The sequence below is a fragment of the Streptomyces sp. NPDC001493 genome (assembly GCF_053597235.1).
The window spans coordinates 42,354-66,287 of record NZ_JBSFHV010000016.1; the positions used below are offsets into that span (position 1 = coordinate 42,354).

Genomic DNA, 23,934 nt, shown 5'->3' on the forward strand with positions numbered 1-23,934 from the left:
TCTCAGCAAATCAATGGGAGTTCATGCATGTCTACCCGCACTGGCCTCATCCTCGATTTCGGCGGAGTGCTCACCACACCCCTGCTGCCCGCGGTGCTCGCGTTCGAGCAACGTGAGGGCCTTCCGCAGGGCGCTTGTCTCTCGGCGCTGTACAAGGACGAGAAGGGTGTCGAGATTACCAGCGCCCTTGAGCGCGGAGCGGTCTCCCAGACGGAGTGGAACCTTTTCGCGGGCAAGATGCTGGGGGTCTCCCCCGACGGCCTGATGGGCCGCATCTTCGGCGACCTTCGCCCCGAGCCACTGCTGATCAACGCAGCTGCCGCCGCGAAGCGCGCGGGGATCAAGGTGGGTATCCTGTCCAACTCCGTCGGACTCACCCCGTGGGATCTCTACGCCGGTTATAACCTTGAAGAGCTGTACGACGTCGTGGTGATCTCAGAGCACCATCTGATGCGCAAGCCTGACCAGGGGCTCTTCGAGATCACGCTCAAGCTCATGGACCTGCCGGCGAGCGAGTGCATCTTCGTCGACGACACCGAAGCGTACGTACGAGCCGCCGAGCAGCTAGGCCTCGCAGGGGTGCACAACCGGGACCCCCAGCAGACGGTGGACGCTCTCTCCGACCTGCTAGGTGTGGATCTCACCGCGTCGTAGCCGACGCCTGGGAGTCAGGAAGAGCGAAGGGACTGCGGCGTTACCCAACGGGGGTAACGCCGCAGTCCCTTCGCGTCGTGGGCAGCCGAGAGGGTCAGTCCTCGTCTGGCACTTCTGGCAGCTTGCCCTTCAACTCCTCAACAAGATCATTGATCTTGGCCATCATCTCGGCGGACAGGCCCTGGCCGTTACCACGAGCAGCGAGTCCAAGAATCTGGCCCTGCTGGATCGAACCGAGGAAGCGGATCGCCTCAAGGAATTCTCGGGCCGCGGGCGTGACATCGGCATCGTCCTGGAAGAGCGCGACGTCGACCTGGAGGGCTGCGGCCAAGCCAGCGCGCACCGCATCGGAAGCTTCCGTCGCCGCGCCCGCGCGAAGGGCGACGATGCCCTCGACGGTTACGACCTGGCCGCCCGCATGATCGTTCACGCGTCGTGCGATTTCTTCATCCGAAGGTGCCCGCTGGTCCCCGTACCCGTGCTCCAGGAGATAGTTGATCTTTTCTCCGATCGCGCGGGGGGCCGACGCGCGGGTTCCAGCCGAGGCGGCGGGGCGGAGCCCGAATGAGTAGTCCTGGGCGGCCAAGAGGACCGCTTGGGTCACCCCATACGCCTCTGCAAGCTGTGGCACGTACGCGTCATTCAGTCGGCGCCGACCACTCTCCGCGTTGCTCACCGGCACACGACTCGTGCCGATAACTGCGGCGGCCTGAGCCACGCTGAGGCCGGCGTCGCAGCGCAAGAGCTGCAAGTCCGCGGGGCCGTCATGAGGAAAGAGCTCAGCGAGCGGCCGACCGAGCGCCCGGGCAATCGCCGGCAGCTTCTCACCCTTGGGGTGATCGTCGCCGTTCTCCCACCGCGCAACGGAGGCACCGCTGACGCCCACCCTGGCGCCCAGCTCGCCCTGGCTCAGGTCTTCGCCCCGCCGGACGACACGTACGCGCTTGCCGTCGAATTGACGTGGCACATGAACTCCAGCAGCGGGACGATCGGGCAGGTCAGGGTGACGCTAGGGGCAACCGTAGTCCAGGGTTGATACATTCACGAAAATAGTGTACGTTTTTGTATCGAGCCCGTTGGTCGGGCTTCGCCCTCTCTATGGTGCCAGGCGTCCAAGAGCTACGAACCCTTGGACGCCTGGCCAGCACCCCGAGGGGCGCCGATTCACTACAACGCGGCAGCGGAACATCTTTGGCGAGAGGCCGCTGCGCGCGTTTCTAGCAGCCATGGAGTATCGCATGCTCGTCATGCCGAAGGGAATCCATTCCCCCGTTGCTGACTGCCGACAGCAGCAGCTCAACCGCGTCGTCGGACGCGCTCTCCGCCTCTCTTCCCGGCGTGGCAGCACTGCTACGCGGGCCGTCGGGCGCGATCTCTGTACCGAAGCGGCAGCCCAACGTCTGCGATCCTTCACGTCTGTTGGGGAGGCGGCACATCCGGCTGCGCTTCTCCGGCCCGAAGCGTGAAGGCTGCTGTGGCCGACACGGACGACCTCGACGCCTCCATTGATGCGTGGGTGCAGACACAACTCGACGCCTCTCCGGACTGGGACCACGAGAAGTGGGAGACGCTGGGGAAGATCCTCGACGTCCAGTTCTCGGTCCCTGGCGATGCGCACGTGTACAGCTTCCCAAATCCTGCCAACGAAATCTTGGCCGACGGCAAAGCTGCGTAGCTCGCGCCTCCCACTTCCGTGAGTTCAGAAAGCTCTCGGATTCCTCTTCAGTGCCAGTCAGAACAAGGCTCCGCGCGCTGATTAAACCATGAGGCAAAATGAGAACCACAATATCCGACCTCGCCGGAGCAGCCTTGAGGGGCGATTGGGGCCCTCTTATATCGGCATCGGAGAAGTCGCAAGGAAAGCACTGGGCCGAAAACGCGGCCTGCGTCGGGCGGGACACCAGCATGTTCTTCCCGAGCGGGGACGGCCCGCAATCCGACCCCGAGAAAACGGCGGAACGTCTGGGTCTTTCCCTGGTCCGGCCACTGAACCTGTGCGCGAACTGTCCGCTGACGACAGCTGCCAGGTGCTTGATCGATTCCATACGGAACGACGAGGCGTTCGGGATTCGCGGAGGTCTGATGGCATCGGAGCGCTCCGCTCTGCGGTTCAGCTGGCGGACGCGTACCAACGAGGCAGCCATTCAACGGGCGCTACGCGGCTCCACTGCGACTTTGAGCAAGGCTGAGCGCAGTGAAGTGATCGCTCGGTTCGCAACGGACCCCTCGATTGACGCTGCCGCCGTAGCCAGGGGCCTCGGGGTATCGCACGACTACCTGTTGAAGCTCGCACGGATCTACCGCCAGAAGTGCCACGCCGAAATGGCCGCGCCGCCACGAGATGCTAACGCTGCCTGACGGCTGCGAGCACCAGTCTTTTCCAGCAGGGAATCCCTTTCCTTCCGGGAGCCACTATGACCAAAAATAACCTTACCGCTTCGACACGGAAAAACCTTGGCGAGGCGATTGGTGGAATTTCGAGCACTGTCGTGCTTGTCCGCGTCTTCCCAGAGCGACAAGCCTCAGCTCATCTGTTCGAGCCGGATTTCTATCGCGTGTTTCTCGACCGCGAAACCGAAGAAGGCGTGGCGCGACTGATCCGCCAAACCTTTGGCGGCGTCGCGGACTGGCGCCTCACTCATGACCTCTACCTTCCGACCACAGAACTTTATCTCACCCCGGCGCCGTACCAGAACGGGTACGTCCCTGAAGACGACAAATCTTTCGGCCTCGCACCGGAACGGCGGATAGCGATACTCAACGGGATCTGCGAATGAGCGAGATAGCAACTGCCGTGGTCTGGTCAAAGTCCAAGTCGCGCCGTGGTTCACGGCTAGTCCTGCTCGCTCTCGCCCGCGAGGCAGACGACCAGGGCAGGGTCGCCCTGACCCTGAACGAGGTGTCACGACTGACCGGACTCACGGTGCGCGCCATCACGTCGTGCCTCCGCGACCTGGCATCGCTCGGAGAGCTCAGCCGCGAGCGCGGAGGCGGCGCCGCCCATCCCAACAGCTACTTGATTCTCCTCGTGGACCAGGCCGGCGCCGCCGCAGCGCTCGAAAAGGTGGAACTTCCCGCTTCGCCCTCCGGAAGGAACTTCCAGGAAGAACATTCCCCGAACCCCCCTGCGGCGAACGCAAAGTGGAAGTTGATTCAGAACGACTCGGAAGTTTCTTCCTCACGTACGCATAGTGGTAATACTCCCTACGGGAGTATTACCACTCAAAAGCAAGCTAGCTCTGCTGGTTCGAATCTCCGAGAACCCTCGACCGAGTCAGATTCAGTTGAGGTTCCCGAGGGCTCCAAGGAGCTCGTGGCGGCGATGACCAACGCCGGAATGATCGTTGGCTGGCGGCTGACCGGCGCCGAGTGGGGTCGGGTAACAGCTCTCGCGGCCCGTTGGGGAAGCGAACGGCTGGTCGAACTGGTGGGCCGCCGCTGGAACGCGGACCGTCCTCCGCAGTCCGCCCGCTATCTGCTGCGCATCTGGGCGGATCTGCCTTCCCACGTTCCCACAGAACTTTCCTCCGGGAACGTCGTGCAGTTGCGTCGGCCGTCTCACGGCTTCGTTCCCTTTCAGAACACCGCTGCTCACAGCGCTTACCAGAACGGATTTTGATGGTGGCCGATCCGGAACGTGCGGGCAGTGCAAGGACGATGCGCGCAATGGAACGAATACTCGCCGCGAAAGGACTTCAAGTCGTGCCAGAGTCCGACTCCTCCGACGAGGCGTCCGGAGAGAAGGAAGGAATCCGCGGGTGGCAGTCCCGGGTGCGGGCCGACTACGCCCTGAACCGCTGGCAAACGGCAACGCCTCCCCGGTTCCAGGATGCTGAGGCCACGCTGCCAGAAGTGATCGGCTGGGCCGACCGGGCACTCAAGGACAACGTTGAGGCTGGAGCTCTGCTTCTCACCGGCCTCACCGGAACGGGCAAGACGCACGAGGCCTTCGGGGCCCTGCGGAGGATTGCGGCCGGCGGACCAAACCAGTTCGAGTTGATCACTGTGAACAGCGCGGACATGTACGGCAGTCTGCGCCCTTCACAGGTCATGGGTTCCGCAGAGCACGAGCTGCAACGGCTCTGCCGGGTTCAATACCTACTCCTCGATGATTTCGGTACGGCGAAGACGACCGAGTGGACTGAGGAAATCACTTACCGGTTGGTCAACTTCAGGTACAACCACTGCTTGCCGACGATCATCACGAGCAACCTTCCTGCCCGCGATGAGAACGGGCCGGACCTGACCGACTACGTCGGGGCGCGTGTGGCCAGCCGCTTGGCCGAGATGGTCACGACCCTCGTTCCGATGATCGGCGCCGACCGGCGCCGTGGCGGGAGGGTGGCGTGATGCCAGTCCGCCTCTGTGGAGCGCTCCGAGATGCCGCAGTGCTGCCCACAGCCTGTGCATACGTCGGCCCTTGCAGCCAGTACTCGAACCCGTTCACCGCCGGGGTCCGTTCCCCGCTCGGTCCCCCGATGGACGCCGCAGAGTCGGTAGACCTCTTCGAGGCCACGCTCCGAGGGCCCGTCGGACGCCAGTACGCCGTTCGCTTCGCCCGAGCGCTGCGCGGGCTCGACCTGATGTGCACCTGCCCTCTTGGCGCCCCGTGTCACGCGGACGTCCTTCTCCGCCTCGCTAACGAGCTCGGCGACAGCAACGCGCCGATCACCCCTGATCCTCTGGAAGGCCCCCGATGACTCACCCGATCATGGCTGCCGCGGCCACGCACCTCGCCACCGCGGAGGAGTGGCGAAAGACCGCTAGGGTCGCTGCGTTCAGGACTTGGGGGCCGAGGTCGACCACCGCGGCGTCCAGGTACGCACGCGCTCTCCTCGGGGAAGCCGCAGTGACGCTCAGGTGGGAAGTGCTGGGGCTTCTCGGCTTCGAGGAGCACCTGCAAGCCTTCGCGTCGCTCGACACGATAGGGGGCCAGCACCTGGAGCTGTACTACTCCGACCAGGGCGGCACGGAACGAATCTCGTTGCGGGTGTCGTGCGTGAGCTGTCCGAGTCAGCAGGTCCACAAGGTCACGTCCCTGGAGCAGTTGGGGCTACTCCTCTCACAGATCAGCCCTCGTCACGGAGGGAACCTCTGATGTCATACGCACGCATAGACACAACGGAGAGCACCGAACCGCAGGGCAGCCTGCGCGAGATGACCTTCTGGGACCGCAGTGCGATCGTCTTGCTCGGCGCGGCCGGCTTCGTCTTCTCGTACGACGCTCTGCGTCAGATCGCCCTCGCGATCCACGCGAGAGAGTCCTTGTCATTCTTGTTCCCCGTGTTCGTCGACGGGTTCATCGCCTACGGCGTGCGGGCCATCGTGCTGCTTCGGCATCAGCGGTTCGCGGCGCGGCTCTACGCGTGGTTCTTGTTCCTCGCGGCGACCGGGGCGAGTCTCGGGGCGAACTCGCTGCACGCAGTCACGCTGAACGACTCCCCGCAAGCCGGACGGTCCGCGCTGCACCTCACGGACAGCGTCGTCGGGGGGTTGTCGATGCTCGCGCCTCTCGCGCTGGCGGGGTCGGTCCACCTCTACATTCTGATGGCGCGGACGGCTGAGCGAGCGGTCCCGGACCGCGCTGATACCGGTCCGGGACCGGTCCGCGAGATGTCCCCGGCGCTCGAACACGTCGCAGCCCAGCACCGCCCTTTCACCTCGGAAGCGTCGGCACCCGTGCCTCCCCGGCCTCTGACGGCCGGTCCGTCCGTGCCGCCGTCTTCTGCCGCAGAACTCGTTGACCTGCGGAAAGCCGATTTCCTGCCTTGCCAGGAAGGGCGTGCGGAGGTCGCTGCGGCCCGTCCGTCCGTAGAAGCGGACGGACGGGAGAACGCGAGCGAGAGCGCGAACGGACCGGACTGCGACGGACCGGACGGCGTACCGTCCACGGCAGTCCCGGAGAGCACGGAATCCTCTGTGCCCAAGGCGGACCGCGTCCCGGCGGACGAGGAGAAGCCGTCCGTCCCGGATCGCCCCCAGGACCGGGAGGCGGACGACGACTGGGCGGCAGAGCTGCTGCCGATCGCACGGGCCGCAGCCGAGCGGGCCGGACGGACCAGTCGTGAGGTTGTCGGCGAAGCCGTCCGCAGGCACCGGGCAATCAGCAACGACCGCCTCGGATTGCTGCTGGCCCGGCTGAAGGAAGAGGGCGACGAGGTGGCGGAGGAACCCGTCACCGCCTCCAGCGCCCTGTGGTGATCTCATCTCATGGCGGGCCCGGGGTGTGCCATACAGACCCCGGCCTGCTGGCTTGACCAGGAAGGACCGACAATGTGGTCTCGTCAGCGCGACCTGGCGCATGACGCCGCACGTGCTAACGCGGTACAGGCAGCGTTCACCCTCGCGGCCCACCTCCGGAGCGGTGGCAGCTTTACGCCGATCCAGACGGACGACCTTGTCCTGGCGGCCGGAGAGGTCGCTTTCGCGGACGTGGCGTGCTCCGCCGCCCGCTTCTACGGAACGACGGTCGTCTACCCAACCTCGGCCGGCTACTTCGAGAACCATCCGACCTTCGGTCGGCGGTGGGTGAGCAACGGCCGTCTCGACGCCCGCCGCCGACACGAAGCAGAGCACGCCGCCCGTCCGCAGTGGCGCGATCACACGAGCGCCCGGGTGGTGCTCACCTCGGCCGGGGTACGGCTCCTGCCTGTGGGAACTCGCGAATGGATGCCGTTCGACCATGCTCTCCTTACCGGGGCCACCGTTGAAGCGCCCGCCGTGGTGCTCTCGTACAGCACCTGCGCGCCCCTGCTCCTGAGCGGATCGGCCGCCCCGTGGCTCGGCGTGGCGATCGAGCACCTGCGCCGCATCTCCGCGTAGGTCCCGTAACCCGCTCCACCCAAAGCCGGAACTCAATTCATAGAATTGAGTTCCGGCTTTCTTATTGATTCGAACTGTCCGCAGACTCCTGCAAGGATTCAGACACGGCCATCGCCACAAGGCTTTTCGGCCATGGAGATCCATTCAAGATCTCCTTCGAATCAAGTAGGGACTGATGGCCTTGATATGAGTCGGCAGCTCCCCCGCTTCATAGACGCGAGGTGACGTGCGCCCCTTTCAGGGCCGCATTTCTATTTTTCAACACTCGCCGGTGAAGCCCGCAGGAGAATCCTATTCTTCCTGCGTTGCGGCGGCGCCCCCACCGCCTCGTAAGGGGGCACCGCTCGCACTTCCGAAATCCCTTGCACCAAGGTCGTTTCCCCCATGCTTCGATACACACGTTCCATACCTAGATCATCTGCAATATGTGTGGCTGGCTCCCTGGTTCTTCTGTCGGCTGGCTGCTCCAGCTCGAATGGCGGCACCTCCGCGACCTCGACCACGTCCACGCGTCCGGGATCCGTCACGGCGGGCTCCCCCAACGCATCGCCGTCGCGCAGCCGGGCTGTCGCAGCCCCGCCAGATTCTCTTCTCCCGGCAGATGTTGAGCGGGCAGCCCGGGCCTTCGCCACGTCCTACGCGGAGCACGACGCCCGCGACGGTGCCGACAGCTCGTACGCGGATGCCGGCGCTCGGGCCGCCCGGCTCGCCTCGGGGGAACTCGCGGGCGTACTCGCCCAGAAGCGTCCGGGCCAGGATGCCGCCTGGGCCGCCCTGCGGGCCGAGAAGGCTCGCCAAACGGCGAAGATCACTGCCGCCTTGGTCCCCGACGGCGCACCGGCGGTGACGGCCACCGCCGCTCTAGTCCGTGTGAACTACACCCTCACGACCACCCCCAAGTCCGGCCCCCTGCGCAGCAGCAGCGAACAGATCGCGCTCCGTCTGGAGCACACCTCCCAGGGCTGGCGCGTCACTGCCTTGCCCTGGGCCTGACGGGACCACGATGAACAAGGGCACGCAAGCTGGCCTGGGACTCGTCACGGCAGGGCTCATCACCAGTGTCACCCTGCTGACCACGTTCGGAGGAGCCGACGGTGCCTCTGCGCAAGAGGCCGGTCCGGGGGGCGGCATCACGACGGACGCCCCCGTGCCGGGCTGGGTCCGCGAGCTGATCAACCCGCATGCAGGCGAGTGCCCGCAGGTCACAGCCTCGCTCCTGGCGGCTCAGCTCTACACGGAGAGCCACTTCAACTCAGGCGCTACCTCGCCCGTCGGCGCCGTCGGTATCGCTCAGTTCATGCCAGGGACCTGGGCCCAGCACGGTAAGGACGGCGACGGCGACGGGATCAAGGACGTCCGCAACCCTGCCGATGCCATCGCCGCACAGGCCGCTTACGACTGCACTTTGGCCGCTGCGGTCAAGAAGGTGCCGGGCGACTCGACGGACAACATGCTGGCCGCGTACAACGCGGGCGAAGGCGCGGTGATCAAGTACGGCGGCGTCCCCCCGTACCCCGAGACCCGCGACTACGTCCGCACCATCCGCACTCTCGCCTCGAAGTGGACGGACGCAGTCAATCCGGACGCACCGGCCGGCAAGGGCGCCGCCCGCGCGATCTCGGCCGCGAAGACAGCTCTGGGCACCTGGTACCGCTGGGGTGGCAGTTGCGTCATGCCATACGAAGGCGCTGGCGGCTGCGACTGCTCCTCGCTCACCAAGATGGCCTGGTCAGCGGCGGGAGTGAATCTGCCTCGCACCACATACGACCAGGTCCACGCGGGAACCGCGGTCGAAGCCGCTTCCCAACTCAGGCCGGGTGACTTGCTGTTCAGCGTGCCCGGCAGCGCTGGTCCGGAACACGTCGGCATGTACATCGGTGACGGACAGGTCATCGACGCCCCGCACACCGGCGCTCAGGTGCGGATCAAACCGATCGCGTACTGGACCCCGCAGATCATCGCGATGCGACACGTCGGCTGATCACACCAAGAACCACTTACTGAACTAAAGGGCTCACAATGCACAATTTCCTCTCTGCTACCGCCGATCCAACCCTGCACTCGACCCTCGCCTCCGGAATCGACGTGGTCTCCGGCGTGCAGCCCGACTGGGGCCCGTTCACGAAAATCGGCGGCACGGCGAAGGTGCTCCTCGGCGTCATCGCGGCAGTCGTCCTCGCCGTCGGTGCCGGCGTCTTCCTCGTCGGCGTCGGGAAATCCAAGGGGTGGTTCGGTGATGGCCATTCCACGATGGACAGTTCGCGGGGCAAGGGCATGATGGTCGGCGGTCTGACCGTCGTCTTCCTCGTCGCGTCATTCGGCACCATCTTCGCCAGCACCTACGGCATGGGTGTGTGACCCGTGGCTTCCCGTTCCAAGAGGAGCGCTGCGCGCCGCCCGTCGGCCACGCTCTGGGGGGTTGCCGCCACCGGCACGGCGTTGGTCACCGCGGCCGGGGTGGTCATCAGCCTGGCGACCGGCACCCCGTCGGCGACGACCCCCTCTGCGTCAACACCAGCTCACTCGGCTCCGCAGGAGAGCGGCAACGGCGTGCACTACCTCAACGGTGTCCCCGTCGGCTACCCGCACACGCGCTCTGGGGCCAAGGCCGCCGCAGCCACCTTCACCACGGTTGCTGGCAGTTCGCTCTATCTCACGGACAAGAGCGCTCGGCACCACGCGGTGGCCGCCATGGCGGCCAAGGATGCGGTCCCGGCTGCGGTGAAGAGAGCCGACCTCGTCGCCGGTGCCGCTGCCGACTCCCTCCTGGGCAACGCCTCCGAGGGCTCCGCCAAGATGACCATTGCCCGCACCGGCGTCCTGTCGGCTCGCGTCCTGGGCTTCGACGCCCACGAGGCTGTGGTACGGCTGTGGACGACGACGGTTCGAGGCAGTGCAGCTGGGCGGGTCACCCCGAAGATGGCTTTCGACTCCGTGACCGTCACGCTGGTGTGGGAGTCCAATGACTGGAAAATGAAGGCTAGTTCAGCCTCTACAGGGCTGGTCGCGCCGATCGACGTGCGGCAGGCATCCAGCCTTCCCGGTGACTTCTCGGACTACGTTCCGGCCGCCGCAGAAGACCCCGTGCTGAGCGGTGCCGTCGACCAGCGCGGCTTCCCGCTGCCGTACTCACACGATGCGCGCGGCGCGCGTGCAGCAGCGGTCAGTGCCACCATGCTCTACGGCGACCCGCGGTTCTTCACCGTTGAGGACTGGCGGCACCGGATGCTGGCGGCCACGGCTTCATCGAGCGTGCTGCGCTCGGCCACTGAGGAGACCGACTCCACGACCCAGTTGGTGGTGGAGAACCGGGGGCTCGGCGCGGACGGCACGACCGCCGACGGCAGCGAACTGATCACGCGGACCGCCGTGCTCGCCGCCCGCTCGGTCTCCTACGCCGAACAGGCTGCGAGCATCGAGCTTTGGACTGCGTCCGTGGGCGGCATCGCCGGGCCGGACGAGACGCAGCGCCCGCAGGTCGCCTTCCTGCGGATGACCGTCGACCTCGTCTGGGAGAACGGCACCTGGAGGACAACGGCCGTCACACCGTCCGCACCGCTCGTTCCCTCGCCTCCGTCCATGCAGGAAGCGGATTCGGCCGAGAGCTTCGCGACGGTGGGAGGTGTCGGCAATGCGCCTGCGACTGCGTGACGACGCCCCCGGCCTGCTGGCCGTCGAGCGAGGAACCCCGGGACACTGGCGTCGTCGTCTTCACGCGATAGCGATGGCCGGCGTGTTCATCGCATTCGTGTTCGTGCCCTCGGCCGTGGCCAACCCCTTCTGTTACATCCCGATGGTCTGCGAAGCGAAGGCGGCCATCGACTTCGTCCAGGACCCGTTGGGCTTCCTGCTGCAGAAGTTGACAGAGGCGGACGTGTGGTTCCTGCGCAAGATGCTGGAGCTGATCCAAGGCACGACGAAGATCGACCTCACCAGCCCCGGCTTCCTGAAGCAGTACGCGATCATCTTCGCGGCCTCCAGCCTGCTCACCGTGGCGCTCTGGCTGGTCGCTGTCGCCAAACGGGCGGTTCGCGGAGTCGGGCTGGTGACCGCAGTCTCCGAAGCGATCGGCTTTCTGCTTCTCCAGTTCGTGGTCAACGCCATGACTCCGGGCGCGCTCGCGCTCCTGATGAAGGCTCTTGACGAGGTCACGGCCGTATTCGAGCCCTACGCGACGAGCAACTTCCAGCCCTTCCTGGAGAGCGTCCTCAAGGTCATGGTTGCTGTCGACCCCGGGGACAGCGTGGGCGTGCTGCTGGTCGTCAACCTCGTGATGCTCTGCGGGGCCCTACTGATGTGGATCGAGCTGCTGATTCGCAGCGCAGCCATCTACGTAGCCGTGGCGCTCGGGCCCGTCGTGAACGCGGGGCTGGTCGATCACGATCTGTGGAAGAAGAGCAAGAAGTGGTTCGGCGCCATCTTCGCTCTGGGGCTGAGCAAGCCGATCCTCTTCGCCCTCCTGGGGCTTGGCGGTGCAATCCTCAGCGACACGTCGGGGGGCATGTCCGACGCCGTCTCGAAGATCCTCGTCGGTGCGCTGATCCTCCTGCTCTCGGTCTTCGCGTCCGCCACGGTCTACCGGTGGGTACCGGCCTTCGGCGACGAGATGGCCAGCCTCCACCACGACCGGAAAAGCGCCCAGTCCTCCGGCCCGGCCGCCGCGATCGACGGCCCGGCCCAGCATGCCAACCGTGCGATGGGCACCCACGTCCAGGATTCGCTGGTCGGCGGCTCAAAGGCTGCTGGCTCAACGGCTGCTGGCGCCAAGACCGCTGGCGCCAGGATGGGCGGCGGAACCGCTGCGGCCGGACCGGTCGCAGCTGGACTGGCCCTCGCCAAGGCCGGAGCCAGCATGGCGAAGAGCAGAGCCACCAACTTCCCGGGCGCGCAGAGCAGCGACGTAGCAGACAGCGAAAGGCACGAATCGCGCGAAAGCCAGCAGGGAGGCGGCGCCGCCGATCCGGCCAGTGCACCGGCTTCCGCTCGTCCCCAGGGAACGTCCTCCGGTCCGATGGTCGGTTCTCCTCCGGATTGGTCCGCTGCCAGCATGCACGCGTCTGCCGGACGCCCGCCAGGAGGTACCGGTACGCGGGACACGCCCCAGCAGCCGCCGTCCAGCACTAGTCCGATGCCGTCCGGCGCCCCCTCTTCCACATCAGGAACCACTTCGGGCTCCGGGCCCTCCGTCACGTCCCCGCCGCCGTCGCGGCCCTCGGGCGGCCAGGCACACGGACGACCGAACCCCAGCAAGGATCAGTGACACACCATGTCGACTCGTACGTACCAGTTCGGAAAGCACCGCCCCACGGGGCTGGTGGGCCGCCGCGACCTCGGCGAACAGGTCGTCCTCGGTGGCGGAGCCGTCACCGGCATCCTGTTCGGCTACCTCTTTCAGCGTGTCACGGCCGTCGCCGCGACGGGCCTGGCCCTGCCGATCCTGCTCGCCCTGGTCATCGTGTACGCCCCGTACCGGCCCAAGGGCACATCCCAGCGGCGCACGCTGTACCGCTGGTGGCGGATCGACCGGTACCACCGCAAGGCTCTCCGCCGTACCGGCGGCGTGTGGGTGTCCCCGGCTGTCGAGGCCGGCGTGCGCGCGAACGGCACGCCGCCGGACGCGGCCCTCGTGGAGCCGGAGGGCATCGCGGGCATGACGTGGGTGCCGGTCACGGTCCGCGGGCAGCAGGCCGTCGTGGTCCTCCAGCCGGAGGCCGGTTGCGTCACGGCCACGCTGGAGATCGCCTCGCCCGGTCTCGGCGGCAAGGAGGTCGGTGAGCAGGTCGTCGCCCTGGAGCGCTGGGGCGAGTTGTTGGACGCTTTCGGCAACGTGGAAGAGCACCCGGTGAAGCGGATTCAGGTCCTCGCCCGGCAGATGAAGAGCGACCCCTACGCACATCAGCGGTTCATCGCGCAGCGCGACGAGTCGGCCGCGACGGCGGACGCGCCGCAGTGGCTGAAGGACTGCTACGACGTGCTCGCCCGCGCCGTATCGACCAGCGCGGAGGAGCACCGCTACTACATCACCATCCACGCGAAGTTCACCCGCGACCTGGCGGCCGAGGGCGCCGCCCGCGGAACCGGTGACGAGGGGATCGCCGCCGCGATGGCCGCGTACCTGGATGAGCTGTGGTCCCGCGCGGAGGACGCCGACCTCTCCGTGATCGCGCCCCTGGACGCGGGCCGGATGACCGCGTTCATCCGCAATTCTTACGACCCCGACCACGCGATCTGGGACACAGACCTCCGGCAGGCGCACGCCTTCCCCCGCAACGTCGACGTCCGCGACGGCGCCCACCTCTCCACCCGCGCGGCGGGCTCCACCGAGAGCTGGTACCACGCCACGGCCGCCGTCGTCGGATGGCCCACCATCCCCGTCGGCCCGGACTTCCTCTCACCTCTGCTCATCGGAATGCCCGACGTCATCCGCACCATCTCGATCACGCAGCAGCTCGAACCGAACTCAAAGGCCGTGGAACGGATGCTCGCGGAGGACACGAACAACCGAGCCGAGATGGACCGCAACCTCAGGCGCGGCAAGACCATCGACCCGCGCGACCAGATCGCCGCCACCGCCACCGGATCACGCGGCATGAACCTGGCGTCCTCCGGCGCGGCCGGCTCCGCCGTCGTCGGCTACATCACCATCTCCTCGCGCAGCGTCGAAGAGCTGGAACGCACCAAGCGCACCACCGCCTCCCGCGCCCGCAACGCGCACCTGCGGATCGAATGGCTCGACCTCGAACACGCCCGCGCCTTCGCCACGACCCTTCCCCTCGCCGGAGGCATCAAGTGACTGACCTCCTCGACCTCGCCCCGCTGTCGCCGATGCACGAGACGGTGCGCCGTCCCCTCTACACCGAGACGACCACCAGCCAGGCCCTGTACCTGCCCATCGCCCCGCCGACCCTCGGTACGGCGGGCGCGATCATCGGTCGCGAGCTGTACAGCGGCAAGGCGTTCATCTACTGCCCCTTCTCGGCCTTCGGGGACGGCCTGCCCGGCGGCAACATGATCGTCATGGGGGACACGGGCCGGGGAAAGTCGGCCCTGACCAAGACATACGCCGCCCGGCAGATCCGCCTTGGCCGTCAGGTCGTCGTCCTGGACACCAAGGAGCAGAAGGAGCGCGAGGAAGGCGAGTGGGCCGCCCTCGGCCGCTCGCTGACTGGCAAGGCCCCGGTGCGGTTCGCGCCCGGCGGCGGCCGGGGTGCCTCGTGCATCAACCCGATGGACCCCGCCATCGCGGGCAAACGGCAGGTCGAGCTGGTGCGTACGATCGTGGAACTCGGTCTCGGGAAGACCCTGGATGAGTTCGCCGGCTCCGCGCTCCGCATCGCGATCCGCCGGGCACATCAGCGGGCCGGTGACCTCGGCCGGCCCCCGGTCCTGGCCGACGTCGCCGCCGCGCTGCGCTCCCCGGAGGAGTCCGACGCGACGGCCAAGCAGCGCACGCGGGCCGAACTCCTCGGTGACGGCCTGGAGGCGTCCTACGTCCTGGACCGGCTCTGCGGAAGCGAGCAGGACGCGACCGGCGACCTCACCGGGATGCTCGACGGCCCGACCAGCCTCGGCGTGGACCTCGACGCCGACATGATCGTCTTCGACCTGACCAAGGTCCCGTCCGGCGGCGTGGCAATGACCATCCTCGTCGCTGTCATCAGCGTGTTCCTCGAAGAGGTCTGGCTTCGGCCGCTGTGCGAGTGCGGCACGGAGCCGGGAGCCCATGACCGGATCGTGGTCGACGCGAACTCCGGGGCCTGGGAGCTGGGGCCGAACCGCAACACCGGGTGCCGCCGCTACACGCAGCGCAAGCGGATGTTGGTCTGCGAGGAGGCGTGGCACATCCTCGGGACGCCCCAACTCGCTTTGCTGCTGGAGAAGTTCCTCAAGTTCGCCCGGGGATACGGCCTGTCCTGCATCTTCATCGTCCATCACCTCTCCGACATCGACGACAGCCCGGAGACCCAAGCGGCGCTGAAGATGGCCGACACCATCGTGATCTACAGCCAGAAGAAGGCCGAAGCGGAAGCGACAGTGGCGCGACTGGGCCTGCCGTCCTGGACGGCCGAGCACATCATGCGCCTGCGCCGCGGGATCGCGCTGTGGAAGGTCGGCGAAGTGATCTACCCCGGCGTCCAACACCTCCTGGTCGAAGCCGAACAGCACCTCTGCTTCTCCTCCGGCTCGATGACCGACCTGACCAGCACCTCCCCGGACACCGAATGAGCGGCCACCGCCCCCTCTCCGCCGCCCCCTTCCCCGCAGATACGGAACGTGCCCTGCCCATGGCCATCACCACCAACCACTCAACTCTCCGCGCCGACGAACGCACGGTCCGGCAGGACATCGACCAGCTGCACGCCGAAGCTCTCGGCCTCGCCCTGCGTGCGCAGGAATTGGCCCTCGTCCTGGACCACGGCGATCATGCCGCCGCCGGAGGACGTGTTCGTACGGCCGTCGCCCACATCTGGCGAGCCGCCGAGGACCTGCACAGCGCCTTTCACACAGCGCCCCCGCGCTGTGCCGGGCCCGATGCGTCCATTTCGCGACTGTGCGGCCGGCGGATGCGCTACCTGGCGGCTCGCGTCGCTCGGAGGTCCGCGTGATGGGCATCATGCCGGTCGGTCCCTCCCCCGCCCTGTACGCCGTGACGGCAGTGTGCGCAGTGACCGTGGTAATGCTCTTGGTCCTGCTGAACCGCGGACGGCGCGACACCGGATTTGCGAGCAAGGCACAGCTCAAGCGCCAGATGTCGGCCAAGGCAGTACTGAAGGCCACCGAGATCAGGCCCTCCCTCACCAGCGACGACGGGCATGGCAGCGGCACACCCGGGGTGAGCCCCGCGAAGAAGCGCTCCGCAGCCAGCTGACTCCCCTCTCCTCCGGAGCACGTCATGCACCACCCCCTCGATCCACACGATTTCGGCTACTCGCTGGGCGTCTCGCAGCGTCCGAAGGGTGTCGATCTCTGGTCCCGCGCCGACAAGGCGTGCCGGGTCATCGGCCCGATGGGCAGCGGAAAGACGCTGCGCTTCTTCGCCCCGCTCGTCCGCGGCTGGGCCGGGCCGGTGCTGGCCACCTCGACCAAGCCCGATCTGGTCGAACTGACCCTCGACGCCCGGCGACGGGACGGCCGCCCCGTCGCGGTCTTCGACCCGCAGAACATCGCGCCGAGCCTCCCGAAATTCCGGTGGACGCCGATCAACGGCGCAGCCGACACAGAGGTGGCGATGATGCGCGGGCGGTCGTTCGTCGCAGGCTCGCGCACCCCAAACAGCGCGGCACAGTCGAGCGAAGGCAGCGCCTTTTACAAGGGGCAGGCATCCAAGATCCTCGCTGCCTTCCTCCACGCCGCCGCCCTCGACGGCGCGTCCCTCGACTGGGTGCTGCGGTGGGCCCGCAAGCTGACCGACCCGGCACCCCTCGGCATCCTCAACGCACACCCCGGCGCCGGTCCCGGCTGGGCGGACATGCTCCGCACGGCGACCACCGGCGACAGTCGCACCGTCGGCAACACGGCCAGCACCTTGGACGCGGCGCTCGAACCCTTCATGCACCAGTCGGTGATCAACGCCCTTCAGGGAACAGGCGAGGACCCTACGGACTTCGGCGCGTTCCTCGACGCCGGCGGTACCCTCTACCTCCTCGGCAAGGACTCGGAGGTCAACAGCGTCGCGCCGCTCACCACCGCGATAGCCGAAGACCTCCTGGACCTAGCAGAAGCACACGCCCTCGCCTCCCCGGCCGGACAGCTCGACCCCGCTCTCCTCGCCGCCCTGGACGAGGCGCCGAACATCGCGCCTATCCCGAGCCTCCGCCAACGCGTCGCCGACGGCCGGGCCCGTGGCATCACGGTCGTCTACGGCCTCCAGGCGTGGGCGTCAGCTGTCGCCCGCTTCGGTGAGGACACGGCCAAGGAGCTGGCGGCCTTCACCAACAACGTCGTGGTCTTCAGCGGTGACAAGGACCCTGCCTTCCTGAAGGACATGTCCGACCTGTGCGGTCAGGTAGAGCGCGAGCGCACGACGAAGACCACGTCGAGCGGGGGCCGCGGCGGCCACTCGACAGCCACACACAGGGTCCTCGAACCCGTCCTTCGAGGCGACGAGATCAGGGGGCTGCCCGAAGGGCACGCTCTGCTCCTCGCGGACAACCTCCCGCCGGTCGTCACCCGGCTCGACGGCATGTGGACCTGGGACTCCTGGCCCGAGATCGAGGGGCACGTCCGGGACCTGCGAGCTGCCAACGAAGCCGAGCGGAACCGGCGCGCCACCGAGAAGAGGGATCAGGCGAAGGCCCACGCCGCAGCGTGGGCCAGCCGCGAAGGAGCTGCTGCCGCATGACCGAGACCCTGACCCACTTCGAGCCCTTCCCCGAGCCGCCCCCGCTGATCCTGGAGTACATCGCCGAACGGAGCACGGAAGACTCCGTAGCCGCCGACGGCCCCGCGCCGTGGGACCTCGGAGCCCTTTCCGCCGAGCTGACCGAGCCGATGACCCCCTGGCTGGACTCCGTGTGCCGCTGGCTGAACCGGACATACGCATGGCAGCCACAGCAGATCATCCCGCCCTGCTGGGCAAAGCACGGGGGGCTGGCCTACGACATCGCAGCCCTCGCCTTCGCCAGAGGTGATGCCTACGCCGATGCGGGATCATCCGTGATCTGGCATGAACACCTTGACCGGTTCTTCACACGGATGAACAAGTTCCTGGGCCTGGCGGCCAACGAATGCCGAGTCGGTCAGCACGAAGACTGCCCGGCACGCTTCCAACTCGCTGCATGGCCCTCTTGATCAACCGAGCCTGCTCAGCAGGTTGAGGGGGCCGGTGCCGCCCCCGCATTAAGCCGATTGGATGAACGCGCCCCTCGATTACTTTCATAGGCCCGCTGTGTCCTGCCGGAGGAAGTCCACCAAATTGAGCACTTGGATCCTCCAATGTCCGTGCCGGGGCCTCAGGAGAGGCCCCGGCACGGAACACTGACGCGAACCCGTCAGAGTTGCAGAGGGGCAGAAGGAAGTTCTGCGGCCGTGCGAGGGCTCGCACCACGCCCGTGGAACCCGAAGCTGACGAGGAGCACGCGCTCACCGGCACAGAGAGGCGTTCGGCCGTGGGGGGCGAGCACGCCGTCGAACACAAGGTATTCACCGGGCCTGAGGCTGTACTGAATGTAGCCGCCGCCGGTGATGAAGACGGTGGTGCTCGCTCGCGGCGCATCAGCGGGGAGGGTGTGTCGGAGGCACAGGATCACGTTGGCGACACCGAAATCGGGGTTGTCGACGTGGAAGTCGAGCTTCTGTCCTTTCTCCTGGTAGGCCAAGTACACAGCCGTGTGAGGCTGTTCGACTGCGATGCCCGTGGTCAGCTCCACTGCGGCGGCGAGATCCATCTGTGCGGCGAACCGGCTCGCAGCCTCACCAACCGCGGCGTTCCACTTGCCGTTGTGGAGGTATCCCCGGCCGTCGGTCAGGAACTGCTCGGCCTCCTCCGCCATGGCGGCGATCAACTCAGGGGGGAAGGGCTGGTCCCGCAAGTGTCGCGGCAGTACCCGCCGGTGATCGGCGAGAGCCCAGACACCCTCTTGCAGGGAGGGAAAGTCCCTGCCCCACTGCGACGGCCTGTCGACGAAGGTGCGGGACCGCAGCCACGCCGTCCATTCGCTGCTCCACCGTCTTGACGCTTCCTCGCCTGCCGCTGGCGATCCTGCACCGGTTCGGCTGATCAGCAGGTCAACGCGGTCGAGTGCGGCCTGCGTGGACTCGATCAATGTGGCGTCGTTCTTGGACTGGCGCAGAGCCAGGGCCTCTTGCAGGCGGGCGCGAGCCCCTTGGAGGTTGCCTTCCTCCATGAGGTGCTTGCCGAAGTGCTGGAGCGCGAAGTCGACGAGTTCGGGGTGCTGTTCGCGCGCCGCCGCCAGGGCTTTGCGGTACAGCACTTCGGCTTCCTCTGTCGCGCCGGCGTACCGGTGTGCGTCGCCGATGTTGAGTTCGGCGGCGATGACCGCGCGCCCGTTGCCGCTCGCCACGGCCAGGCTGAGGGCCTGGTTGAGATGGCCAAGGGCCTCGGGGTAGTCGCCGAGGGTCAGCAGACCGATGCCGATCCACCGGTTGATGACCCGACGCCGGTCATGATCGGCGTCGGTAGGCAGCCCACGCAGTTCCTCGCGGAGTTCCCCCACCGCGGCGACGAGTTCGGCGCGGTTCGTGGGGATCATGCGCAGGTCGTCATTCTGGGTGGTCAGGTGCTGGAGCATGAGTTCTCGCTCTCTGCTCGGGTGCGCTAGAGCTGATCGGTCTGTTCGCGCAGGGTGGCCAGGAGGTCCTGGCCGTGCTCGGTGAACAGGTGACGGACCTCATCGAGCCGGTCCATGAGGTAGCGGACGGCCGGCAGGCCCTCGTCGTAGGCGGACTGGAAGCAGGCCCGCTCGTGGTCGGTCAGGTCGTCACGACCGAGTTCGACCCGGCGGAACCGGATCAACTGGTTGTACACCACGGTCGCGTGGAAGGCCCTGTCCACCTCCCACGCCTGGTTGCGCTGGGAGCTCTGGGATCGCCACGCGATCTCGATCTTGGGGGAGGTCGCAGAGGAGTACTCCTCGGAGAAGACCTGGTTCAGGAGAACGTGGAAGCTGACGGACTGGTGGGTGCCCTCGTGCAGGATGTTCTCCGCCAGGAACAGGTGCGAGGGCTGCTCGCTGACGGTGTTCGGCGGGATGTGGTGCCTGGCCTTGTCGGAGAAGACGATGATGTAGGGCAGCGCCGGGTCGCTGGAACTGGTCAGCGAGGAGGCCCGGACGCCGGGCTTGTGGGCCACCCAGAGCAGACCCCGGACGAACGCCCCGACACGTTCGAAACCCTCGGGGTGGACGTTGGCCAGGCGCTCCAAGGCGTGGGACAGCGCCGTACGGCGGTCGTCGTTGTGCTCCACGATGTCGTAGTCCGACAAGTTGATCTCGGTGGCGATCTGGTCGGGCAGCTTGCCGTCGAACCAGTCGAAGTCCACTCCGGACACGGACACGGTGTCGCGGTGCAGGACACGGGCGTGCTCGGCGAAGGGAATGCCGTTCTTCACGAGCTGTTCCATCAGAACGAACGGTGCGACGTGAGGGACGCCGTCGTGCCGGAGGGCCATCAGGCCCTGATCAGCGCGGGCGAGGTCGAAAAATGAGCCGGGCTGGACGCTGGTGGCGATGTTCATGCGGACTCTCCTGGGTCGGAATGGACGGTGCACCGCGGCGGGCCGGCCCGGATGTCGATACCGAGCCGGCCCGCCTGCCGTCATCTCGACGGCGTCTGTTGCGAGCTGAAGCAGGTCAGCTCTGGGCGACGGCCGGCGCGAAGTCGTCCGGGACCGAGTGGTCCAGGCGGCGCGTCAGGGTGCCCACGGCCACGGAGGGCGCCGGCGCGAAGTCGTCCGGGACGGAGTGGTCCAGGCGGCGGGTCAGGGGGGCGATCGCCGGGGCGGACCCGGTGCTCGGGGTGCTGGACGAGGACATGTGTTCCCCTTTCATTTGTTCCCTACCGAAAGTCGGCAGGGAATTCGAGATCGCTCACTCCGGGGCGGAGGGCATTTCCTCGAATGCAATTAACGTAGCCCATGGCGCGGCACCCAGGAAAGCCCCCGAGAAGAGTTTTTCAAAGATTGCAATCCGGCCCAATAATTCATAATGCGCGCATGGCAAATTCCCCTATGCCGTCGGGCAATAGGGTTCCATTGAATGTCGTCGGGGTGCCCATAGCCAGCTGAACTGTGAATACGGGCAAGGAGTGTGTGTGTGTGTGTGTGAACTGCGTGAGGGCCTATCCGGAATAAATGACTTGGTGTCGTTTATTTGAGCGCTGCACGGTAGGGCGTGGCGAATGCATGCCGATGTCGGAAGGCGGACCGGTAACCCTTCGGCGATCAAGGGCCGGGCTTTATAGAGGTGAACGAGGACGTGGGCGCGGGGCATGCGGGGCCGCCGCCGTAACGGGCGGCCCGCGTGCACGCCCGCCCCGGGACATGGCGACCGGTCAGCAGATGCTGTTCAGAGCGCTCACCGCGTCGGTGACCGCGGCCGTCAGGAAACGAACTTCGTCGTCCTCCGAGTTCAGCGGCGGAGCGATGACCACGCCTTCGCTGCGCGGGTGGCCGGCCCCGGTGAAGGGAGAGAAGAGCACGTTGCGCTTCTCGGCCTCCTCCATGAACGCCCAGAGGAGACCGTGACCGGGCTCGAACTCGATGCCGTACAGGTGCCCCAACCCCCTGACGTCTCGGACCGGCCCGGTCGCGGTCAGGTCTCGCAGCGCGGCACCGAGGAAGTCTCCGCGTCGCCCGAACGCGTCGAGGTCGATGGACTCCAGCTCGTCGAGCACGCCCAGGCATGCTGCCGCCTGGAGCGGATGCGTGGCCATCGTGCCCATCGCGGGCAGCGGGTCGGCGCGCTCGGACCTCAGCACATGTGCGATCTCCGGTGAAACCAGCACGGCCCCAATGCCGGTGTACCCGGCCCCCAAGCCCTGGGACAGGACGCAGATGTCCGGTTCAGCCTCGATCCAGTGGTCACTGGCGAGGGGCAGGCCGGTACGCCACAGACCCGTCAGGACCTCGTCGTGGATGACGAGCACGTTCCGGTCCCGGCAGATCTCCGAGACGCGACGGAGGTATCCCTCCGGGGGGATCATCGCGCCGCCAGTGGTTGCGTTGACGGGTTCGATGAGGACGGCGGCCACGTTTTCGGGGCCTCTCGCGTCGATCGCCGCCGCGACCTCGTCAGCGCACGATGCCTCGCACGTGCCGGCCTCGTGGGGGTGCGTCGGCGGGTAGGGCGCGGGGAAGGCGGGGCCGAGGGCGAGTGCGTCCTCGTGACGAGGCCGTAGGGCGTGATTCCCGGCCAGAGCCAGTGTGAGCGCGGAGGTCCCGTGGTAGCTGAGGGTGGATGTGAGGATGTCTCCCCGCTCTTTCCCGTCCTGAGCACGGGAGATGTTCCGCGCGAGGCTGATCGCGACCTCGACGCCGAGCGTCCCGCTGCTGGTCAGCGCGACAGAGTCGTGGGGGCGGCCCACGGCCTGGCACAGCCGGTCCATCAGCTCCATCTGGATGTTGGGCTGGGCAACTGCGGCGTCCCCGAAGGTGTACCGGGTGAACTGCTTCCTGATCCGGGACAGCACCCTGGGGCTGTTCTGGCCCACGTTCGCGCGGAGGAGCCCGCTGGATCCGTCAAAGATCCGTTCTCCGTCGGCTCGCACGAGCCATGGTCCGTCGGCGCCGATGACCTCGAAGTCCGGCATAGGTCGAACCGAGGTCAGCAGTCGGCTACGGCGGCGCAGGTATTCATCCATGGGAAGTGCTCCGTTTCTCGTTCGCTGGTACGAGGTCATCACCGGTCCGACTACTCGGGCTGGTCACCGGTCAAGTCCTGCACGCACGTTGCAGGCTTCGCATGGGCCCTTGCGGGGGCGGGGCACGACTGTCCCCAACCCCCGGCTCGACACCAGCAGCCCTTCTTCGACCAGCGGCTTGAGCGCGGCGCGGACCTTCCAGTCGCGGGTGCGGAACTCGGCCACCAGGTCGTGGACGATGTTCCGCATCGGCTTGATCCGTCCGGCCGCGATCCGGTCCCGCACCACGCGGGCGATGGGCGGCTCCAAGGAGTAGCCCTCTCCCAGCACGATGGCCCCCCGCGACGAGACGTGGATTCGGCCCTGGGCTTCCAGCGGCTTCACCCCGCCCCTCACCGCGTACAGCGACACACCGTGCTGGAGGGCCAGCTCCTGGTACGACGGGAGCCTCCTGCCGGGCCCGTACTGGTTCTCCTGGGAGAGCAGGCTCAGCAGTCCGTCGTAGACCGTGCGACTGGGGGTGCCCGGCAGCGGTACGTTCCCGAGCTGGCGTTTTCTGCGGGCTGCGGGCGGGGGAGGCGGACCCGGCACGCAGATACCGAGGAGGCTGTGCACCCCCAGCCGCCCTTCGGCGATCAGCGGGCGGAGCGCGGTGCGCACCGTGGCGTCGCTCACGGTGAACTCGACGGCCAGGTTGCGAGTCAGGGGCTTGCGCGGCCGTATCGATCCGTCTGCGATTCGGGCTCGCACCGTCTCGGTAATGCGGTGTCTGACCTTCTTCAGCCGGGCTTGATGCGTCTCTACGATGGGGTGTCTGCCCTTCGACGGGGCCGTACCCGCGGCTCCGGGGACGAAGGTGCCGTTATGGGTGACGGAGATGCGGCCCTTCGCCTTCAGGTCCGCCATGGCTGCCTCAAGGGCATTCGTCGACACCTGGAACCGGAGCCGCAGCACTCTGCGGCTCGGGAGCCGGCTGCCCGGCGGGAAGGCTGTCCTGTCGGCGAGGAGGGCGATCAGCTTGTCGATGATTTCCTGGCTGCGGGCGTGGGGTTCTCGGCTGCCGGTGCCCGGGGGGTTCGGGGACGTCTTGGCGGCGAACTCCACGCTGGGTCGGCTCATGAGTGTGGTCCCTTCTGGCTG

Annotated in this window: 27 protein-coding genes; 21 read left to right on the top strand and 6 right to left on the bottom strand. The window is 67.1% G+C overall.

Annotated elements, in window-relative coordinates; translation table 11 throughout:
* Positions 1 to 27 precede the first annotated feature (27 nt).
* Entirely contained in the window at positions 28 to 654 is a 627-nt protein-coding gene (locus tag ACWCWD_RS22545) for an HAD-IA family hydrolase (RefSeq protein ID WP_450774896.1), read from the top strand.
* Between the two features lie 94 nt (positions 655 to 748).
* Here ACWCWD_RS22545 and ACWCWD_RS22550 read toward each other — a convergent pair whose 3' ends face one another.
* A complete protein-coding gene (locus ACWCWD_RS22550) occupies positions 749 to 1,621 on the bottom strand; it encodes a helix-turn-helix domain-containing protein (RefSeq protein ID WP_450774898.1) in 873 nt (290 codons plus the stop codon).
* 507 nt (positions 1,622 to 2,128) lie between these two features.
* Here ACWCWD_RS22550 and ACWCWD_RS22555 point away from each other — a divergent pair.
* The 20 genes from ACWCWD_RS22555 (at position 2,129) to ACWCWD_RS22650 (ending at position 18,267) form a co-directional block, all read left to right on the top strand.
* Positions 2,129 to 2,329 carry a hypothetical protein gene (locus tag ACWCWD_RS22555; RefSeq protein WP_450774900.1) on the top strand — a complete coding sequence of 67 codons (201 nt, stop codon included), beginning with the start codon at positions 2,129 to 2,131 and terminating at the stop codon, positions 2,327 to 2,329.
* 98 nt (positions 2,330 to 2,427) lie between these two features.
* Positions 2,428 to 3,012 (top strand): WhiB family transcriptional regulator, encoded by a 585-nt coding sequence (locus tag ACWCWD_RS22560; protein WP_450774902.1) that lies wholly within the window; start codon positions 2,428 to 2,430, stop codon positions 3,010 to 3,012.
* A 56-nt stretch (positions 3,013 to 3,068) separates the two neighbouring features.
* Positions 3,069 to 3,431: a hypothetical protein gene (locus ACWCWD_RS22565; RefSeq protein ID WP_450774904.1), complete on the top strand. Its 363-nt coding sequence runs from the start codon at positions 3,069 to 3,071 to the stop codon at positions 3,429 to 3,431.
* A complete protein-coding gene (locus ACWCWD_RS22570; protein ID WP_450774906.1) occupies positions 3,428 to 4,273 on the top strand; it encodes a hypothetical protein in 846 nt (281 codons plus the stop codon). The genes ACWCWD_RS22565 and ACWCWD_RS22570 overlap by 4 nt, the downstream gene beginning before the upstream one ends.
* A gap of 47 nt (positions 4,274 to 4,320) precedes the next feature.
* Entirely contained in the window at positions 4,321 to 5,004 is a 684-nt protein-coding gene (locus tag ACWCWD_RS22575) for an ATP-binding protein (protein ID WP_450774908.1), read from the top strand.
* A complete protein-coding gene (locus ACWCWD_RS22580) occupies positions 5,004 to 5,354 on the top strand; it encodes a DUF4326 domain-containing protein (RefSeq protein ID WP_450775188.1) in 351 nt (116 codons plus the stop codon). Before ACWCWD_RS22575 ends, ACWCWD_RS22580 begins: the two co-directional genes overlap by 1 nt.
* 11 nt (positions 5,355 to 5,365) lie before the next feature.
* Positions 5,366 to 5,752 carry a DUF6195 family protein gene (locus ACWCWD_RS22585; protein ID WP_450775190.1) on the top strand — a complete coding sequence of 129 codons (387 nt, stop codon included), beginning with the start codon at positions 5,366 to 5,368 and terminating at the stop codon, positions 5,750 to 5,752.
* Positions 5,752 to 6,855 carry a DUF2637 domain-containing protein gene (locus tag ACWCWD_RS22590; RefSeq protein ID WP_450774910.1) on the top strand — a complete coding sequence of 368 codons (1,104 nt, stop codon included), beginning with the start codon at positions 5,752 to 5,754 and terminating at the stop codon, positions 6,853 to 6,855. Before ACWCWD_RS22585 ends, ACWCWD_RS22590 begins: the two co-directional genes overlap by 1 nt.
* A gap of 72 nt (positions 6,856 to 6,927) precedes the next feature.
* Complete coding sequence (locus tag ACWCWD_RS22595) at positions 6,928 to 7,476, top strand: hypothetical protein (RefSeq protein ID WP_450774912.1); 549 nt, start codon at positions 6,928 to 6,930, stop codon at positions 7,474 to 7,476.
* A gap of 870 nt (positions 7,477 to 8,346) precedes the next feature.
* Positions 8,347 to 8,469: a hypothetical protein gene (locus ACWCWD_RS22600; protein ID WP_450774914.1), complete on the top strand. Its 123-nt coding sequence runs from the start codon at positions 8,347 to 8,349 to the stop codon at positions 8,467 to 8,469.
* Positions 8,470 to 8,479: 10 nt separating this feature from the next.
* Entirely contained in the window at positions 8,480 to 9,457 is a 978-nt protein-coding gene (locus ACWCWD_RS22605; RefSeq protein ID WP_450774916.1) for a C40 family peptidase, read from the top strand.
* A 38-nt stretch (positions 9,458 to 9,495) separates the two neighbouring features.
* On the top strand, positions 9,496 to 9,834 hold the full coding sequence (locus tag ACWCWD_RS22610; protein ID WP_450774918.1) for a hypothetical protein: 339 nt from the start codon (positions 9,496 to 9,498) through the stop codon (positions 9,832 to 9,834).
* A 192-nt stretch (positions 9,835 to 10,026) separates the two neighbouring features.
* Positions 10,027 to 11,127: a hypothetical protein gene (locus ACWCWD_RS22615; RefSeq protein WP_450774920.1), complete on the top strand. Its 1,101-nt coding sequence runs from the start codon at positions 10,027 to 10,029 to the stop codon at positions 11,125 to 11,127.
* Positions 11,108 to 12,736: a hypothetical protein gene (locus ACWCWD_RS22620; RefSeq protein WP_450774922.1), complete on the top strand. Its 1,629-nt coding sequence runs from the start codon at positions 11,108 to 11,110 to the stop codon at positions 12,734 to 12,736. The genes ACWCWD_RS22615 and ACWCWD_RS22620 overlap by 20 nt, the downstream gene beginning before the upstream one ends.
* Positions 12,737 to 12,742: 6 nt before the next feature.
* Positions 12,743 to 14,269 (top strand): SCO6880 family protein, encoded by a 1,527-nt coding sequence (locus tag ACWCWD_RS22625; RefSeq protein WP_450774923.1) that lies wholly within the window; start codon positions 12,743 to 12,745, stop codon positions 14,267 to 14,269.
* Positions 14,266 to 15,702: an ATP/GTP-binding protein gene (locus ACWCWD_RS22630; RefSeq protein WP_450774925.1), complete on the top strand. Its 1,437-nt coding sequence runs from the start codon at positions 14,266 to 14,268 to the stop codon at positions 15,700 to 15,702. Before ACWCWD_RS22625 ends, ACWCWD_RS22630 begins: the two co-directional genes overlap by 4 nt.
* Before the next feature lie 59 nt (positions 15,703 to 15,761).
* Positions 15,762 to 16,082: a DUF6238 family protein gene (locus ACWCWD_RS22635; RefSeq protein ID WP_450774927.1), complete on the top strand. Its 321-nt coding sequence runs from the start codon at positions 15,762 to 15,764 to the stop codon at positions 16,080 to 16,082.
* Positions 16,079 to 16,345: a hypothetical protein gene (locus ACWCWD_RS22640; protein WP_450774929.1), complete on the top strand. Its 267-nt coding sequence runs from the start codon at positions 16,079 to 16,081 to the stop codon at positions 16,343 to 16,345. The genes ACWCWD_RS22635 and ACWCWD_RS22640 overlap by 4 nt, the downstream gene beginning before the upstream one ends.
* A 24-nt stretch (positions 16,346 to 16,369) precedes the next feature.
* A complete protein-coding gene (locus tag ACWCWD_RS22645) occupies positions 16,370 to 17,818 on the top strand; it encodes a type IV secretory system conjugative DNA transfer family protein (protein ID WP_450774931.1) in 1,449 nt (482 codons plus the stop codon).
* Positions 17,815 to 18,267, top strand: a complete 453-nt coding sequence (locus tag ACWCWD_RS22650) for a hypothetical protein (RefSeq protein WP_450774933.1) — start codon at positions 17,815 to 17,817, stop codon at positions 18,265 to 18,267. Before ACWCWD_RS22645 ends, ACWCWD_RS22650 begins: the two co-directional genes overlap by 4 nt.
* Positions 18,268 to 18,467: 200 nt before the next feature.
* Here the strand turns inward: ACWCWD_RS22650 and ACWCWD_RS22655 are convergent, their stop codons facing one another.
* The 5 genes from ACWCWD_RS22655 to ACWCWD_RS22675 all read right to left on the bottom strand — a co-directional run bounded on the left by ACWCWD_RS22655 (position 18,468) and on the right by ACWCWD_RS22675 (position 23,913).
* Positions 18,468 to 19,727: a tetratricopeptide repeat protein gene (locus ACWCWD_RS22655; RefSeq protein ID WP_450774935.1), complete on the bottom strand. Its 1,260-nt coding sequence runs from the start codon at positions 19,725 to 19,727 to the stop codon at positions 18,468 to 18,470.
* A 26-nt stretch (positions 19,728 to 19,753) separates the two neighbouring features.
* Complete coding sequence (locus ACWCWD_RS22660; RefSeq protein ID WP_450774937.1) at positions 19,754 to 20,671, bottom strand: hypothetical protein; 918 nt, start codon at positions 20,669 to 20,671, stop codon at positions 19,754 to 19,756.
* A gap of 115 nt (positions 20,672 to 20,786) precedes the next feature.
* On the bottom strand, positions 20,787 to 20,969 hold the full coding sequence (locus tag ACWCWD_RS22665) for a hypothetical protein (RefSeq protein ID WP_450774938.1): 183 nt from the start codon (positions 20,967 to 20,969) through the stop codon (positions 20,787 to 20,789).
* 517 nt (positions 20,970 to 21,486) lie between these two features.
* Positions 21,487 to 22,794: an aminotransferase class III-fold pyridoxal phosphate-dependent enzyme gene (locus tag ACWCWD_RS22670; RefSeq protein ID WP_450774940.1), complete on the bottom strand. Its 1,308-nt coding sequence runs from the start codon at positions 22,792 to 22,794 to the stop codon at positions 21,487 to 21,489.
* A 63-nt stretch (positions 22,795 to 22,857) separates the two neighbouring features.
* Positions 22,858 to 23,913, bottom strand: a complete 1,056-nt coding sequence (locus tag ACWCWD_RS22675; protein ID WP_450774941.1) for a GntR family transcriptional regulator — start codon at positions 23,911 to 23,913, stop codon at positions 22,858 to 22,860.
* Positions 23,914 to 23,934: the final 21 nt, after the last annotated feature.